Source organism: Gilliamella sp. CG16, assembly GCF_046635785.1.
Classification (GTDB): Bacteria; Pseudomonadota; Gammaproteobacteria; order Enterobacterales; family Orbaceae; genus Gilliamella; species Gilliamella apicola_I.
In genome coordinates, this window is sequence record NZ_JBIDFL010000014.1 from 29225 (window position 1) to 45173 (window position 15949).

Genomic DNA, 15949 nt, shown 5'->3' on the forward strand with positions numbered 1-15949 from the left:
TGAGCATATGGTAAATGACTGTTTTACTGAATTAGGTAAAGTAGAAACTATTTCTGCATAAGCCTATGATCCGTCAAATGACTAAACCTGAAGCCAGAAGGTTACCGGACCATCATTAATTAATGATACTTGCATATCTGCTGCAAACTGACCAGTTTGCGTCTTAATATTCTTTTGGCATTGCTCAACAAAGAATTGATACAGTTTATTGGCATCTTCTGGTTTAGCCCCTTTGGTAAAGCTTGGACGCATTCCTTTTTGGGTATCTGCAACTAAAGTAAATTGGGATACAACAAGAACTTCCCCTTGAGCTTGATTAACATTAAGGTTCATCTTGCCGTCACTGTCACTAAAAATACGGTAGCCAAGGACTTTTTCACATAATCGAATTGCTTTTTGTTCATCATCATCTTGCTCGACGCCGAGTAATATCAACAACCCATGATTAATTTTTCCAATAATCTGATCTTCAACAGTGACAGAAGCTTGTTTAACACGTTGGATTAAGGCGATCATAAAAATATTACTCCGGTTGAGTTTGGTTATCCGATATTCGTTTTTTAGGACGGTTAAATTCGGTTAAGGTTGCTGCAAATTCAGCGCCAAATAAGACAATACACCAAGAACAGTAAATCCAAACAAGCATGATTGGAATAGAAGATACTACGCCATAGATTAACTGATAAGTTGGAAATGAACTTACATAAAACGCAAAGGCACGTTTACCTATTTCAAATAATATTGCTGCAACAATCGCACCAATGAATGACTCTTTAAAAGGAACGGATTCAGTAGGGATAATACTGTAAAGTAACCAAAATCCAACGACAGAAATAATAAACGGTAAACTACTCAGCATAATATTCCCCGTTGCTCCAGTTGATAACCAGTTTAACGAAAATATATACGAACTGACCGCTACACTTGAGCCCGCTAAAATAGGCCCCAAAGTCAATATTGTCCAGTACATAGTTAGATTATACATAAATGAGCGTTTGCGTTTCGTTCTCCAAATATGATTAAGCGCACTATTAATTGAGTTAATAAGCAATAATGAGGTAACGATTAATCCAACTATACCCACTACCGTCATCTTTTTAGTATTGGTGATAAATTGTTCTAAGTAATTTTGAATGGTATCACTTGCTGTAGGCACGAGATTACTGTAAATGAGCTGTTTTAGCGATAGGCTAATTTCATCAAACATTGGAAAAGCGGATAATAATGAAAAAATAACAGTGATAAGCGGAACAAGTGCCAGTATTGTGGTATAGGCAAGGCTGGCAGAGGATGTGGTCAACTGATCCTGATTGATTTTAGCCCACAACATTTTTAAGAACAACGTTATCTGCTGAAATGTTTTCATGGTTTTTTCTATTTGTTAGAAAGAATACAATTATTGATCCCACTATTTTTTAATGAGTTCAACGCCTTATCAGCTTCGCTTTTGCTAGTATAGGGCCCAGCTGTAACGCGATATAACTGACCAGAAGAAATATTACCATTTATACCTGTCATAGCAAGTTGAGCTTTTAGGGTGTCCGCATTGGCTTTTTCCTTAAAAGCACCACATTGTAATGTCCATTTCGTTGTTGTCGATGAGGTTTGATTGGTATTCGATCGTGTATTGGTGTTATTCGCAAAACTATCTAAAATTTGTTGCCGTTCGCTTGCAACTGAATTCGATGTTGCGTTTGAACTGGCATTGGGTGTTTCTAGCGCTTTAAGGTATGTCCAACGTTCCTGAGGTTGCTCTGGTAAGGTAACGGCAGGTGGAGGCGTTTTGACTTTTGGTTGTTCAACGGGTTTGTTAGGTTTATTATTGGTAATTAAATAGAGAATGGTGGAAAATAAGACAATAAGAACAATTGCCATAAATATCATAAATTTTGGCATAAAGCTTGATTTGTTTTTTTTCGGTCGACTTTTTCTTCTCACATAATCACGCTGAACCACAATATACTCTCTTATTCTTTTTTTATTGATATGGAATAACTGATTATTATACAAATAAAAAAAGTGGCTTACACCACTTTTTAGCATTTTCTTTAACTACAATAGTTAACAGATTCGGGCATTAAGCCAATGCTTTAATCTGTTTAATTAAATTTGCTTTATGACGTGCAGCTTTATTTTTGTGGATTAAGCCACGAGCCGCTTGACGGTCAACAACTGCTTGCATGTCTTTGAATGCTACTTCAGCTGTTTGTTTATCACCAGCTGCAACAGCTGCGTAAACTTTCTTGATATAAGTACGCATCATTGAACGGTTACTAGCATTATGTTTACGGCGTTTTTCGGATTGAACCGCACGTTTTTTAGCTGATTTGATATTAGCCAAAGTCAACTCCCAAGTTTAAATAAAATTACATATTAATAAGGCGGCAAAATATGCCTGATTTTCTGCCAGTTGTCAATGCCGTTACATAAAAAATTTGCAATTTATAAATTACACATTGATGACAAACGTTTACTATTTGAACAATAATCGCTATAACCTAAAAAGAATTTTTATGTTAGAATACATGAAGTTTATTTTTATTTATATTTTTTTATTAAGAGGAAGTCTCATGTCTGTTATTAGAATGCAAGATCTTGATCTAAAAGGGAAACGTTTATTTATTCGTTCAGATCTTAATGTACCAGTCAAAAATGGTAAAGTCACTTCTGATGCACGTATCAAGGCATCATTACCGACAATTGAAGAAGCAATCAAAAAAGGCGCTAAAGTGATGGTGACTTCTCACATTGGTCGTCCAACAGAGGGAGAATATAACCCTGAATTCTCATTGCAACCAGTCGTTGATTACTTAAAAGAACATGTTTCATTTCCTGTCCGTCTTGTTAAAGATTACCTTGATGGCGTAGATGTTAAAGAAGGCGAGTTAGTTGTTCTTGAAAATGTACGTTTCAATGTGGGTGAAGGTAAAGATGATGAAACGTTATCTAAAAAGTATGCCGCACTTTGTGATATCTATGTAATGGATGCATTTGGAACAGCTCACCGTGCTCAAGCTTCAACGCATGGTGTGGGTAAATTTGCACCTATCGCATGTGCTGGTCCTTTATTAGCTGCGGAACTTGATGCGTTAGGTAAAGCACTTGATAATCCGGCTCGTCCAATGGTTGCGATTGTTGCAGGTTCTAAAGTATCAACTAAACTTACTGTACTTGATTCGCTTTCAAAAATCGCTGATCAAATTATTGTCGGTGGTGGTATTGCTAATACCTTCATTGCGGCTGAAGGTTATAATGTAGGTAAATCGCTATATGAAGCGGATTTAATCCCGGAAGCGAAAAAATTGATGGCTAACTGCCATATTCCTGTTCCAACTGATGTACGTGTTGCGACTGAATTTAGTGAAACAGCAACGGCTACAGAAAAATCAGTTTCTGATGTTAAAGAAAATGAACAAATTCTTGATTTAGGTGATAAATCAGCTGAAGCATTAGCTGATATTATTAAAAAAGCGAAAACCATATTATGGAATGGTCCAGTTGGTGTATTTGAATTCCCTAATTTCCGTCGTGGAACTGAAATTGTTGCTAAAGCAATTGCTGATAGTGAAGGTTTTTCAATTGCCGGTGGTGGTGATACGTTAGCTGCAATTGACTTATTTGGAATTGAAGATAAAATTTCTTACATCTCAACTGGTGGAGGTGCCTTCCTTGAGTTTGTTGAAGGTAAAAAACTTCCTGCTGTTGCAATGTTAGAAGCGAGAGCAAAAGCATAATATAGATTCAGTAAAAAGGATGAGATGATTACTCATCCTTTATTTTTTATAATAATTAAATCATAGGTAATAAAATGGCTACAAAGATTTCTGATGTCGTTAAACCCGGTGTTGTAACTGGTGATGATGTTCAAAAAGTATTTCAAATCGCTCGTGAAAATAACTTTGCTTTACCAGCAGTTAACTGTGTTGATACCAACACAATTAATGCGGTAATTGAAACAGCGGCAAAAGTAGGTTCTCCTGTTATTGTTCAATTCTCAAATGGTGGTGCACAGTTCATCGCTGGTAAAGGTCTTAAATTAGAAGGACAAGAATGTGCAGTACTAGGTGCTATTTCTGGTGCAAAACATGTTCATTTAATGGCTGAAAAATATGGTGTACCAGTGATTGTTCACACTGACCACTGTGCAAGAAAATTACTTCCATGGGTTGATGGCTTACTTGATGCTGGTGAAACTCACTTTGCTAAAACTGGTAAACCACTATTTTCTTCACATATGATCGACCTGTCAGAAGAAACATTAAAAGATAACATTGATATTTGTTGTCAGTATCTTGCTCGTATGTCTGCAATGAAAATGACATTAGAGTTAGAATTAGGTTGTACTGGTGGTGAAGAAGATGGTGTGGATAACAGCCATATGGATAGTTCAGCACTTTATACTCAACCTGAAGATGTAGCTTATGCTTATGAGCGTTTAAGCGAAATTAGTCCTCGTTTCACTATCGCTGCATCATTTGGTAACGTGCATGGTGTTTACAAACCAGGTAATGTTAAATTAACACCAAAAATTTTAGATAACTCACAGAAATACGTATCAGAAAAATTTAACTTACCTGAAAAATCACTGAATTTTGTATTCCATGGTGGTTCAGGCTCAACACCTGAAGAAATTGCAGAAGCAGTTAGTTATGGTGTTATCAAAATGAATATCGATACCGATACTCAATGGGCTAACTGGGCGGGTATTTTAGATTACTACAAAGCTAATGAAGCTTATTTACAAGGTCAATTAGGTAATCCTGAAGGACCTGATGCGCCAAACAAAAAATACTATGATCCACGTGTTTGGTTACGTAAAGGTCAAGATTCTTTAGTTGCTCGTTTAGAACTTGCATTTAAAGAACTTAACGCTGTTAACGTACTTTAATTAACGTTTTCATTTTTAATACAAAGTGGGGAATCTCCTACTTTGTATTAATTGTTCATAAAATAAATCTTGCATTTGTATATCAATTGTAGGATAATTCTGCCCTCATTTAACTTAGGGGAGCTGTCTATTTATATAATAGAAGCGTTTGCACCCGAGAGAAGGAAACCAAAAAATGGCAAAAAAAGTACAGGCTTACATCAAGTTGCAAGTTGCAGCTGGTGCAGCAAATCCTAGTCCACCAGTTGGTCCAGCACTTGGTCAACATGGTGTTAATATCATGGAATTCTGTAAAGCATTTAATGCGAAAACAGAAAGCATGGAAAAAGGTCTACCTATTCCAGTTGTTATTTCAGTCTATTCAGACCGTTCATTCACCTTTGTTACTAAGACTCCTCCTGCGGCAGTATTATTGAAGAAAGCTGCTAAAATCAAGTCTGGTTCAGGTGAGCCTAACAAGAAAAAAGTAGGTAAAGTAACGAGTGCTCAAATTCGCGAAATCGCTGAATTAAAAGCTGCAGATATGAATGGTGCTACCATTGAATCAATGATGCGTTCTATTGAAGGAACCGCTCGTTCAATGGGCTTGGAAGTGGAGGGTTAATCGATGGCTAAATTATCTAAGAAAGCTAAACTTATCCGCGAAAAAGTGAATGCAACTAAACAATATGAAATCAACGAAGCAATTGCTTTATTAAAAGAGCTTGCGACTGCTAAATTTACTGAAAGCGTTGATGTTGCTGTAAATTTAGGTATTGATTCACGTAAATCAGACCAAAATGTTCGTGGTGCAATTGTATTGCCACATGGTACTGGTCGTAGCGTTCGTGTAGCTGTGTTTACACAAGGTGCAAATGCAGAAGCAGCTAAAGAAGCGGGTGCTGAATTAGTTGGTATGGACGATCTTGCGGATCAAATCAAAAAAGGCGAAATGAATTTTGATGTTGTTATCGCATCGCCAGACGCTATGCGTGTAGTTGGTCAATTAGGTCAAATTTTAGGACCACGTGGTTTAATGCCAAACCCTAAAGTAGGTACCGTAACGCCTAACGTTGCTGAAGCAGTAAAAAATGCGAAAGCAGGTCAAATCCGTTACCGTAACGATAAAAATGGTATTATCCATACTACTATCGGTAAAGCTGATTTTGATGCAGCTAAACTTAAAGAAAATTTAGAAGCATTACTTGTTGCGTTAAAACGTGCAAAACCAGCATCTTCTAAAGGTGTCTTTGTGAAGAAAGTAAGTCTTTCTACTACTATGGGCGCTGGTGTTGCTATCGATCAAACAACATTGAATGCATCTGTTTAATTAATCATTATTAATTAAACAAAAAAATCGGTTGGTGTCTGGCCTTAACCAGACCCCGTCCAAGACCGTAGGTGTAATTGACGTTTAATTACTTAATTTTCCTACGTAGACGGTGACAGAACCTGATAAGATATAATACAGGAATTCTGCTCATCGTGGTTGTGCTAACTATATTGTTATAGTTAGTTTAAATAAGTCTAGGCTTTGCCTAGTTTTAATCCAGGAGCAAAACCAATGGCACTAAATCTTCAAAATAAACAAGAAATTGTTGCTGAAGTTAATGAAATCGCCAAAGGTGCGCTATCTGCAGTTGTTGCCGATTCTCGTGGCGTAACTGTAGAAAAAATGACTGCATTACGTAAATCTGCTCGTGAAGCGGGTGTTTATATGCGTGTTGTTCGTAATACGCTATTACGCCGTGTTGTAGAGGGCACTCAATATGAGTGTTTAAAAGATACGTTTGTTGGTCCTACTCTAATTGCGTTTTCAAACGAGCACCCAGGTGCTGCTGCGCGTATTTTTAAAGCGTTTGCAAAAGAAAACGATAAATTTGAGATTAAAGCCGCAGCCTTTGAAGGTGAGTTAATTACTGCAGCGAACATTGATCGCTTAGCAACATTACCTACTTATGAAGAAGCATTAGCTCGCTTGATGTCAACCATGAAAGAAGCCGCAGCAGGCAAATTGGTTCGTACTCTTGCAGCTGTTCGTGATCAAAAAGAAGCTGCTTAATTAGCAGTATGATGACGAATTTTATTAATTAAAAATTGTAAATTTGGGAAACTATATTATGTCTATCACTAAAGAACAAATTTTAGATGCAGTTGCTGAAATGTCTGTAATGGACGTTGTTGAACTAGTATCTATGATGGAAGAAAAATTCGGTGTTTCTGCAGCAGCAGCAGTTGCAGTTGCAGCAGCAGGTCCAGCTGAAGCAGCTGAAGAGAAAACTGAATTTGATGTAATCTTAAAAGATGTTGGTGCAAATAAAGTAGCTGTTATCAAAGCAGTTCGTGGTGCAACTGGTTTAGGCTTAAAAGAAGCTAAAGATCTTGTTGAATCAGCTCCTGCAACAGTTAAAGAAGGTGTTAGCAAAGCTGATGCTGAAGAACTTAAAAAGGCACTTGAAGAATCTGGTGCAGCTGTCGAACTTAAATAAGTTAATCGATAGCAAGCTAAATGGCTGGGGGTTTTACCTCCAGCCTTTTTGCGCTGTAAAAAGTCGAAGAATTTTATTTGAAGACTATCAATAAAAAGCAATAAAGAAATAGTATATTTATTAAGCCTAATCAATTGATATTTATAGATATTTTCGATGAGGTGTCAGGCGTTATTATTCGATTGAAGTGCTCCTGATGAATATTTAATCATGCTAAAATAGCAGATAAGCAAGTTGAGGAACTAATGGTTTACTCTTATACCGAGAAAAAACGAATTCGTAAGAATTTTGGTAAGCGTCCACAAGTCTTGGATATACCGTATCTTCTTTCTATTCAACTTGATTCGTTCCAGAAATTTATTGAGCAAGATCCAGAAGGTCAGTATGGTTTAGAAGCCGCTTTTCGTTCAATATTTCCGATAAAAAGTTATAGTGGTAATGCTGAGTTACAATACGTGAGCTTTAAGATGGGCGAACCTGTGTTTGATGTAAAAGAATGTCAAATTAGAGGGATCACTTACTCAGCACCGTTGCGCGTAAAATTACGTTTAGTTATTTATGATAAAGATGCACCAGAAGGAACTGTAAAAGATATTAAAGAGCAAGACGTCTACATGGGCGAAATTCCTTTAATGACGGACAATGGAACATTTGTAATCAATGGTACCGAACGGGTAATCGTTTCACAATTACATCGTAGTCCAGGTGTGTTCTTTGATAGTGATAAAGGTAAAACACACTCTTCTGGTAAAGTTTTATATAATGCTCGGATTATTCCTTATCGTGGCTCTTGGCTTGATTTCGAATTTGATCCAAAAGACAATCTTTTTGCTCGTATTGACCGTCGTCGTAAACTTCCAGCAACAATTATTTTGCGCGCATTAGGTTATGAAACAGAAGAAATTTTAAATATCTTCTTTGAGAAGACCATTTTTGAAGTTGGCAAATCTAAATTAAAAATGGATTTAGTCCCAGAGCGTTTACGTGGTGAAACAGCCTTATTTGATATTGAATCAAAAGGTAAAGTGTACGCTGAAAAAGGTCGCCGTATTACTGCACGTCATATTCGTGAATTAGAAAAAGATAAAGTAAGCAAAATTGATGTACCTGTTGAATACATCGTTAATAAAGTGCTTGCTAAAAACTATGTCAATGACGCGACAGGTGAAGTCATTGCATTTGCTAATACACCAATTTCATTAGAATTGTTATTAGAATTAACGAATGCAGGCTACAAAAAAATTGAAACATTATTCACCAATGATCTTGATCATGGGGCGTTTATCTCTGAAACATTAAATGTTGATTCAACACGCGATCGTTTAGGTGCATTAGTTGAAATTTATCGCATGATGCGACCAGGTGAGCCACCAACAAAAGAAGCTGCAGAAGCGTTATTTGACAACTTATTTTTCTCTGATGAACGTTATGATTTATCAGCGGTTGGTCGAATGAAATTTAATCGTTCTTTAGGTCGTGATGATATTGAAGGTCAAAGCGTCTTAACTAAAGATGATATCGTTGACGTTATGAAGAAATTAATCAGTATTCGTAATGGTCATGGCGATGTTGATGATATCGACCACTTAGGTAATCGTCGTATTCGTAGCGTTGGTGAAATGGCAGAAAACCAATTCCGTATTGGTTTAGTACGTGTTGAAAGAGCCGTAAAAGAGCGTTTATCTTTAGGTGATCTTGATTCATTAATGCCACAAGATATGATTAATGCTAAACCAATTTCAGCGGCAATCCGTGAGTTCTTTGGTTCTAGCCAGTTATCTCAGTTTATGGATCAAAACAATCCATTATCTGAAATTACGCATAAACGTCGTATTTCTGCATTAGGTCCAGGTGGTTTAACTCGTGAGCGAGCAGGCTTTGAAGTCCGTGACGTACATCCAACTCATTATGGTCGTGTATGTCCGATTGAAACGCCTGAAGGTCCAAACATCGGTTTGATTAACTCGTTAGCGGTCTATTCTCGTACTAATGAGTATGGTTTCTTAGAAACACCATATCGTCGAGTGATTGACGGTGTTGTGACTGATGAAATTAATTATTTATCAGCGATTGACGAAAGTGAATTTGTTATTGCACAGGCAAACTCAAACCTTGATGAAGAAGGTCGCTTTAAAGAAGATTTAGTGACTTGTCGTTTAAATGGTGAGTCGGGCTTATATAGTCCTGAACAAGTTCATTATATGGACGTTTCAACACAACAAATCGTGTCGGTTGGTGCGTCATTAATTCCATTCTTGGAACATGACGATGCGAACCGTGCTTTGATGGGTGCAAACATGCAACGTCAAGCAGTTCCGACATTAAAAGCGGAAAAACCATTTGTTGGTACCGGTATGGAACGTGCGGTAGCTGTTGACTCAGGTGTAACAGCCGTTGCTCGTCGTGGTGGTACTGTTCAATATGTTGATGCGTCACGTATCGTAGTCAATGTCAATGCCGATGAAATGTATGCGGGTGAAACAGGGATTGATATTTATAACTTAACTAAATATACCCGTTCTAACCAAAATACCTGTATCAATCAAATTCCATGTGTGGAATTAGGCGAAAAAGTTGAACGTGGTGATGTACTTGCAGATGGTCCATCAACTGATTTAGGTGAACTTGCATTAGGTCAAAACATGCGCGTGGCATTTATGCCATGGAATGGTTATAACTTTGAGGATTCTATTTTAGTTTCTGAAAAAGTGGTGCAAGATGATCGTTTCACTTCGATCCATATTCAAGAGTTATCTTGTGTATCTCGTGATACTAAATTAGGTGCTGAAGAAATCACAGCTGATATTCCAAATGTGGGTGAAGCTGCGCTTTCTAAATTAGATGAATCAGGTATTGTTTATATTGGTGCTGAAGTTAAAGGTGGTGATATTCTTGTTGGTAAAGTGACGCCTAAAGGTGAAACACAATTAACACCAGAAGAAAAATTATTACGTGCAATTTTTGGTGAAAAAGCATCTGATGTTAAAGATACGTCTTTACGTGTACCAAATGGTGTTTCTGGTACGGTTATTGATGTCCAAGTCTTCACTCGTGATGGTGTACAAAAAGATAAACGTGCACTTGAAATTGAAGAGATGCAACTTAAACAAGCAAGAAAAGATTTAACTGAAGAGCTTAAAATCTTAGAAGCAGCTTTATTTGCGCGTATTCGTGATGTGTTGATTTCAGGTGGTATTAAAGCTGATAAATTAGATGCATTACCACGAGAAAAATGGTTAACAATCGGTATTTCAAACGAAAGCAAACAAGCACAGTTAGAGCAACTTGCTGAACAGCACGAAGAAATTAAACTTGAGTTTAACAAAAAGCTTGAAGCTAAACGCATGAAGATTACACAAGGTGATGATTTACAACCTGGTGTGCTCAAAATTGTTAAAGTTTACTTAGCGGTTAAACGTCAAATTCAGCCTGGTGATAAAATGGCGGGTCGTCATGGTAACAAAGGGGTTATCTCTAAGATAAATCCAATTGAAGATATGCCATATGATGACAAAGGTCGTCCAGTCGATATCGTGTTAAACCCACTAGGGGTTCCGTCTCGTATGAACATTGGACAGATCCTAGAAACCCACTTAGGTATGGCGGCTAAAGGTATTGGTCAAAAAATTGATACAATGCTTAAAGAACAGCAAGAACTTGCTAAATTACGTGAGTTTATCCAAAAAGCATACGATCTTGGTTTAGGTGCTGCACAAAAAGTAAATGTTGCAGAATTTACCGATCAAGAAGTCATGACATTGGCACAAAATTTACGTAATGGTATGCCACTTGCTACACCAGTGTTTGATGGTGCAAAAGAGCAAGAAATCAAGTCATTACTAGAATTGGGTGATTTGCCGACTTCAGGCCAAATTACATTGTATGATGGTCGTACAGGTGAACAGTTTGAACGTCCGGTGACGGTAGGTTATATGTACATGCTGAAATTAAATCACTTAGTTGATGATAAGATGCATGCACGTTCTACAGGTTCATATAGTCTGGTTACTCAACAGCCATTGGGTGGTAAAGCTCAATTTGGTGGTCAGCGTTTCGGTGAGATGGAAGTATGGGCACTTGAAGCTTATGGTGCTGCTTACACACTACAAGAAATGCTAACGGTTAAATCAGATGACGTAAACGGCCGTACTAAGATGTATAAAAATATTGTAGATGGTGATCATCGTATGGAACCTGCGATTCCAGAATCATTTAATGTATTGTTAAAAGAGATTCGTTCGCTAGGTATTAATATCGAGTTAGATGAAGAGTAATCTTCACTAATTAAAAATGATTTCTATTTATAGGGATAACTTATTAGCAATAATAAGTTATCTAATTGGTTTAACTCCATAGGAGCCAATTGTGAAAGACTTACTAAAGTTTCTAAAAGCACAGACAAAAACAGAAGATTTTGATGCTATCAAGATAGGTCTTGCCTCTCCTGATATGATTCGCTCATGGTCTTTTGGTGAAGTTAAAAAACCTGAAACAATCAACTATCGAACGTTCAAACCAGAGCGTGATGGATTGTTTTGTGCGCGTATTTTTGGACCAGTTAAAGACTATGAATGTTTATGTGGAAAATATAAACGTTTAAAACACCGTGGTGTGATCTGTGAAAAATGTGGCGTTGAAGTAACACAAGCGAAAGTACGTCGTGAACGTATGGGGCATATTGAACTTGCATCGCCAACTGCACACATCTGGTTTTTAAAATCATTACCATCTCGTATTGGTTTATTGTTAGATATGCCACTTCGTGATATCGAACGTGTTCTTTATTTTGAATCATTTATGGTTCTTGATGGTGGTATGACCAACTTAGAGCGTGGTCAAATCTTAACAGAAGAGCAATATTTAGATGCGTTAGAAGAGTTTGGTGATGAATTCGATGCTCGCATGGGTGCCGAAGCTATCCAAGAGTTGTTGCGTAATATTGATGTACAAGCGGAATGTGAAGCACTACGTGACGAACTTTCAACAACAAACTCTGAAACAAAACGGAAGAAAATCACTAAACGCATTAAGATTATTGAAGCATTCATTCAATCAGAAAATAAACCTGAATGGATGATCTTAAATGTATTGCCTGTGTTGCCACCAGATTTACGTCCATTAGTACCACTTGATGGTGGACGTTTTGCAACATCAGATTTGAATGATCTTTATCGTCGAGTGATCAACCGTAATAACCGTTTAAAACGTTTATTAGACTTAGCTGCGCCAGATATTATTGTACGTAATGAAAAACGTATGTTACAAGAATCTGTCGACGCATTATTAGATAATGGTCGCCGTGGTCGTGCTATTACCGGTTCAAACAAACGTCCATTAAAATCACTTGCCGATATGATTAAAGGTAAGCAAGGTCGTTTCCGTCAAAACCTATTAGGTAAACGTGTTGACTACTCAGGTCGTTCTGTAATTACAGTGGGACCATACTTGCGTTTACATCAATGTGGTTTACCGAAAAAAATGGCACTTGAGCTTTTCAAACCATTTATCTACGGTAAATTAGAGCGTCGTGGCTATGCAACAACCATCAAAGCTGCGAAGAAAATGGTTGAACGTGAAGATGCGATTGTTTGGGATATCTTAGATGAAGTTATCCGTGAACATCCCGTATTACTAAACCGTGCACCAACACTTCACAGATTGGGTATTCAAGCATTTGAACCTATCTTAATTGAAGGTAAAGCGATTCAGTTACATCCATTAGTTTGTGCGGCATTCAATGCTGACTTCGATGGTGACCAAATGGCGGTTCACGTACCATTAACGTTAGAAGCGCAATTAGAAGCGCGTGCGTTAATGATGTCAACCAACAACATTCTTTCGCCTGCGAGTGGTGAGCCTATTATTGTTCCTTCACAGGACGTGGTATTAGGTCTTTACTATATGACTCGTGATAAAGTCAATGCGAAAGGTGAAGGCATGATTTTAACCGGTCCTAAAGAAGCAGAAAAACTGTATCGTTTAGGTCTTGTTGAGCTACATGCTAAAGTTAAAGTGCGTATCACTGAAAGCCAACGTAATAGTGTTGGTGAGTGGGAAGAAACAACTTCAGTTATTGATACTACTGTTGGGCGTGCTATTTTATGGTTGATTATGCCAAAAGGGATGAGTTACTCAGTGATTAACCAACCACTTGGCAAAAAAGCAATTTCACGTATTTTGAATATTTGCTATCGTCAACTAGGTATGAAAGAAACCGTTATTTTGGCTGACCAAGTGATGTATACCGGTTTTGCTTATGCTGCACGTTCTGGTGTTTCAGTTGGTATTGATGATATGGAAATTCCGGCTAAGAAATTACAAATCATCAACGAAGCTGAAATTGAAGTTGCTGAAATTCAAGAGCAATTCCAATCAGGTTTAGTCACAGCAGGTGAACGTTATAATAAAGTTATCGATATCTGGGCAGCAGCCAATGAACGTGTTGCAAAAGCCATGATGGATAACTTATCAACTGAAAAAGTGATTAATCGTGAAGGTAAAGAAGAAGTACAATCTTCTTTCAACAGCATTTATATGATGGCCGACTCAGGTGCGCGGGGTTCTGCAGCACAGATTCGTCAGTTAGCAGGGATGCGTGGTTTGATGGCAAAACCGGACGGCTCTATTATCGAAACACCAATTACAGCAAACTTCCGTGAAGGATTAAACGTACTTCAGTACTTTATTTCTACCCATGGTGCTCGTAAAGGTCTTGCTGATACAGCGTTAAAAACGGCGAACTCTGGTTATTTGACTCGTCGTTTAGTTGATGTTGCACAAGATTTAGTTGTTATTGAAGACGATTGTGGCACATTAGAAGGCGTAGTGATGACACCGGTTATCGAAGGTGGAGATGTTAAAGAGCCACTTCGTGAACGTGTATTAGGTCGTGTAACGGCTGAAGATGTGTTAAAACCAGGCAGTGCCGATATCTTGATTCCACGTAACACATTACTTGATGAAAGCTATTGTGATTTACTAGAAGCTGAATCGGTTGATAGTGTTAAAGTCCGTTCTGTCGTTTCGTGTGATACTGATTTTGGTGTTTGTGCGAAATGTTATGGTCGTGACTTAGCACGTGGTCACTTGGTGAATAAAGGTGAAGCAATCGGTGTTATCGCAGCTCAATCAATCGGTGAGCCGGGTACACAGTTAACCATGCGTACGTTCCATATCGGTGGTGCGGCATCAAGAGCGGCAGCAGAATCAAGTGTTCAAGTTAAAAACAAAGGTAGTATTAAATTAACTAATGCTAAATTTGTGACTAACCCAGACAAGAAATTGGTTATTACATCACGTAATGCTGAGTTAACGATTATCGATGATTTAGGTCGAATGAAAGAGACTTACAAAGTTCCTTATGGTTCGATTTTAACAAAAGGTAATGGTGCAGCAGTCGATGCTGGTGAAACAGTTGCTAACTGGGATCCGCATACAATGCCAGTTATCTCTGAAGCGAAAGGCTTTGTTAAATTTGTTGATATGGTTGATGGTCAAACTATTACCCGTCAAACCGACGAATTAACAGGTTTATCATCGATTGTTATTTTAGATGTCGCGGAGCGAACAGGTGTAGGTAAAGATTTACGTCCTGCAATCAAAATTGTTGATGCTAAAGGTAAAGATATCTATGTTGCAGGTACTGAAATGCTTGCACAATACTTCTTACCAGGTAAAGCATTAGTTCAATTAGAAGATGGTGCAGAAATCAATGTGGGTGATACGCTTGCACGTATTCCACAAGCCTCTGTAGGGACTAAAGATATTACCGGTGGTTTACCACGCGTAGCTGACCTATTTGAAGCTCGTAAACCGAAAGAATCAGCTATTCTTGCTGAAATTGATGGTATTATTTCGTTTGGTAAAGAGACCAAAGGTAAACGTCGCTTGATCATCACGCCATTAGATGGCAGTGAACCATATGAAGAGATGATTCCTAAATGGCGTCAACTTAACGTATTTGAAGGCGAACAAGTTGGACGTGGTGATGTGATTTCGGATGGTCCTGAATCAGCACATGATATCTTACGTCTACGTGGTGTAAATGCGGTAACACGTTACATTGTTAACGAAGTTCAAGAAGTTTATCGCCTGCAAGGTGTAAAAATCAATGATAAGCACATTGAAGTTATCGTTCGTCAGATGCTGCGTAAAGCAACGGTTATTCATCCAGGTGGTTCTCGTCTACTTGACGGTGAACAACTTGAAGTTTCACGCTTGAAGATTATTAATCGTGAACTTGAAGCACAAGGTAAAGAACCAATTGTTTATTTACATGATCTACTTGGTATTACTAAAGCATCATTAACAACTGAATCGTTTATTTCTGCGGCATCGTTCCAAGAAACGACTCGCGTATTAACCGAAGCAGCAGTTGCTGGTAAAAACGACGAATTACGTGGCTTAAAAGAAAACGTCATTGTTGGTCGATTGATTCCGGCTGGTACTGGTTATGCTTACCATAAAGAGCGTTTACGTAAACGTGCAATGCCATCAAGTGATGATATTCAAACAACAATTTCTGCTGAAGAAGCAACAGCTAACTTAGCTGAGTTACTTAATTCTGCAGAAGAAAACCAATAGTCAGTAGGAC

General features: G+C 37.9%; 12 protein-coding genes. 8 read left to right on the forward strand and 4 right to left on the reverse strand.

Annotated features, from left to right (window positions below; all coding sequences use genetic code 11):
- Nucleotides 1-81: 81 nt before the first annotated feature.
- Genes dtd through rpsT form a run of 4 tightly spaced genes read right to left on the reverse strand, consistent with a single transcriptional unit; the run spans nt 82 to nt 2341 of the window.
- On the reverse strand, nt 82-516 hold the full coding sequence (dtd, locus tag ACGH47_RS10615) for a D-aminoacyl-tRNA deacylase (protein ID WP_411623382.1): 435 nt from the start codon (nt 514-516) through the stop codon (nt 82-84).
- A 7-nt stretch (nt 517-523) separates the two neighbouring features.
- Nucleotides 524-1366 (reverse strand): virulence factor BrkB family protein, encoded by an 843-nt coding sequence (locus tag ACGH47_RS10620; RefSeq protein ID WP_411623383.1) that lies wholly within the window; start codon nt 1364-1366, stop codon nt 524-526.
- Between the two features lie 8 nt (nt 1367-1374).
- Entirely contained in the window at nt 1375-2043 is a 669-nt protein-coding gene (locus ACGH47_RS10625) for an SPOR domain-containing protein (RefSeq protein ID WP_411623384.1), read from the reverse strand.
- A gap of 34 nt (nt 2044-2077) precedes the next feature.
- Entirely contained in the window at nt 2078-2341 is a 264-nt protein-coding gene (rpsT, locus tag ACGH47_RS10630) for a 30S ribosomal protein S20 (protein ID WP_025316521.1), read from the reverse strand.
- A gap of 229 nt (nt 2342-2570) precedes the next feature.
- Between rpsT and pgk the strand changes: the two genes are divergently transcribed.
- From pgk to rpoC, 8 genes are all read left to right on the forward strand, one after another.
- The gene (gene pgk, locus ACGH47_RS10635; protein WP_065559751.1) at nt 2571-3734 is read left to right on the forward strand and encodes a phosphoglycerate kinase; all 1164 of its coding nucleotides are present in this window, start codon (nt 2571-2573) and stop codon (nt 3732-3734) included.
- 74 nt (nt 3735-3808) lie between these two features.
- Nucleotides 3809-4888, forward strand: coding sequence for a class II fructose-bisphosphate aldolase (gene fbaA / locus ACGH47_RS10640; RefSeq protein ID WP_065559750.1), 1080 nt, complete (start codon nt 3809-3811; stop codon nt 4886-4888).
- Between the two features lie 175 nt (nt 4889-5063).
- Complete coding sequence (rplK, locus tag ACGH47_RS10645) at nt 5064-5492, forward strand: 50S ribosomal protein L11 (RefSeq protein ID WP_065559749.1); 429 nt, start codon at nt 5064-5066, stop codon at nt 5490-5492.
- Nucleotides 5493-5495: 3 nt separating this feature from the next.
- A complete protein-coding gene (rplA, locus tag ACGH47_RS10650; protein ID WP_065559748.1) occupies nt 5496-6197 on the forward strand; it encodes a 50S ribosomal protein L1 in 702 nt (233 codons plus the stop codon).
- Nucleotides 6198-6431: 234 nt separating this feature from the next.
- The gene (gene rplJ, locus ACGH47_RS10655) at nt 6432-6929 is read left to right on the forward strand and encodes a 50S ribosomal protein L10 (RefSeq protein ID WP_025316516.1); all 498 of its coding nucleotides are present in this window, start codon (nt 6432-6434) and stop codon (nt 6927-6929) included.
- 58 nt (nt 6930-6987) lie between these two features.
- Nucleotides 6988-7356 (forward strand): 50S ribosomal protein L7/L12, encoded by a 369-nt coding sequence (rplL, locus tag ACGH47_RS10660; protein WP_065559747.1) that lies wholly within the window; start codon nt 6988-6990, stop codon nt 7354-7356.
- 245 nt (nt 7357-7601) lie between these two features.
- A complete protein-coding gene (rpoB, locus tag ACGH47_RS10665; protein WP_065559746.1) occupies nt 7602-11630 on the forward strand; it encodes a DNA-directed RNA polymerase subunit beta in 4029 nt (1342 codons plus the stop codon).
- Between the two features lie 91 nt (nt 11631-11721).
- On the forward strand, nt 11722-15939 hold the full coding sequence (rpoC, locus tag ACGH47_RS10670; protein ID WP_065559745.1) for a DNA-directed RNA polymerase subunit beta': 4218 nt from the start codon (nt 11722-11724) through the stop codon (nt 15937-15939).
- The last annotated feature ends 10 nt before the right edge of the window (nt 15940-15949 follow it).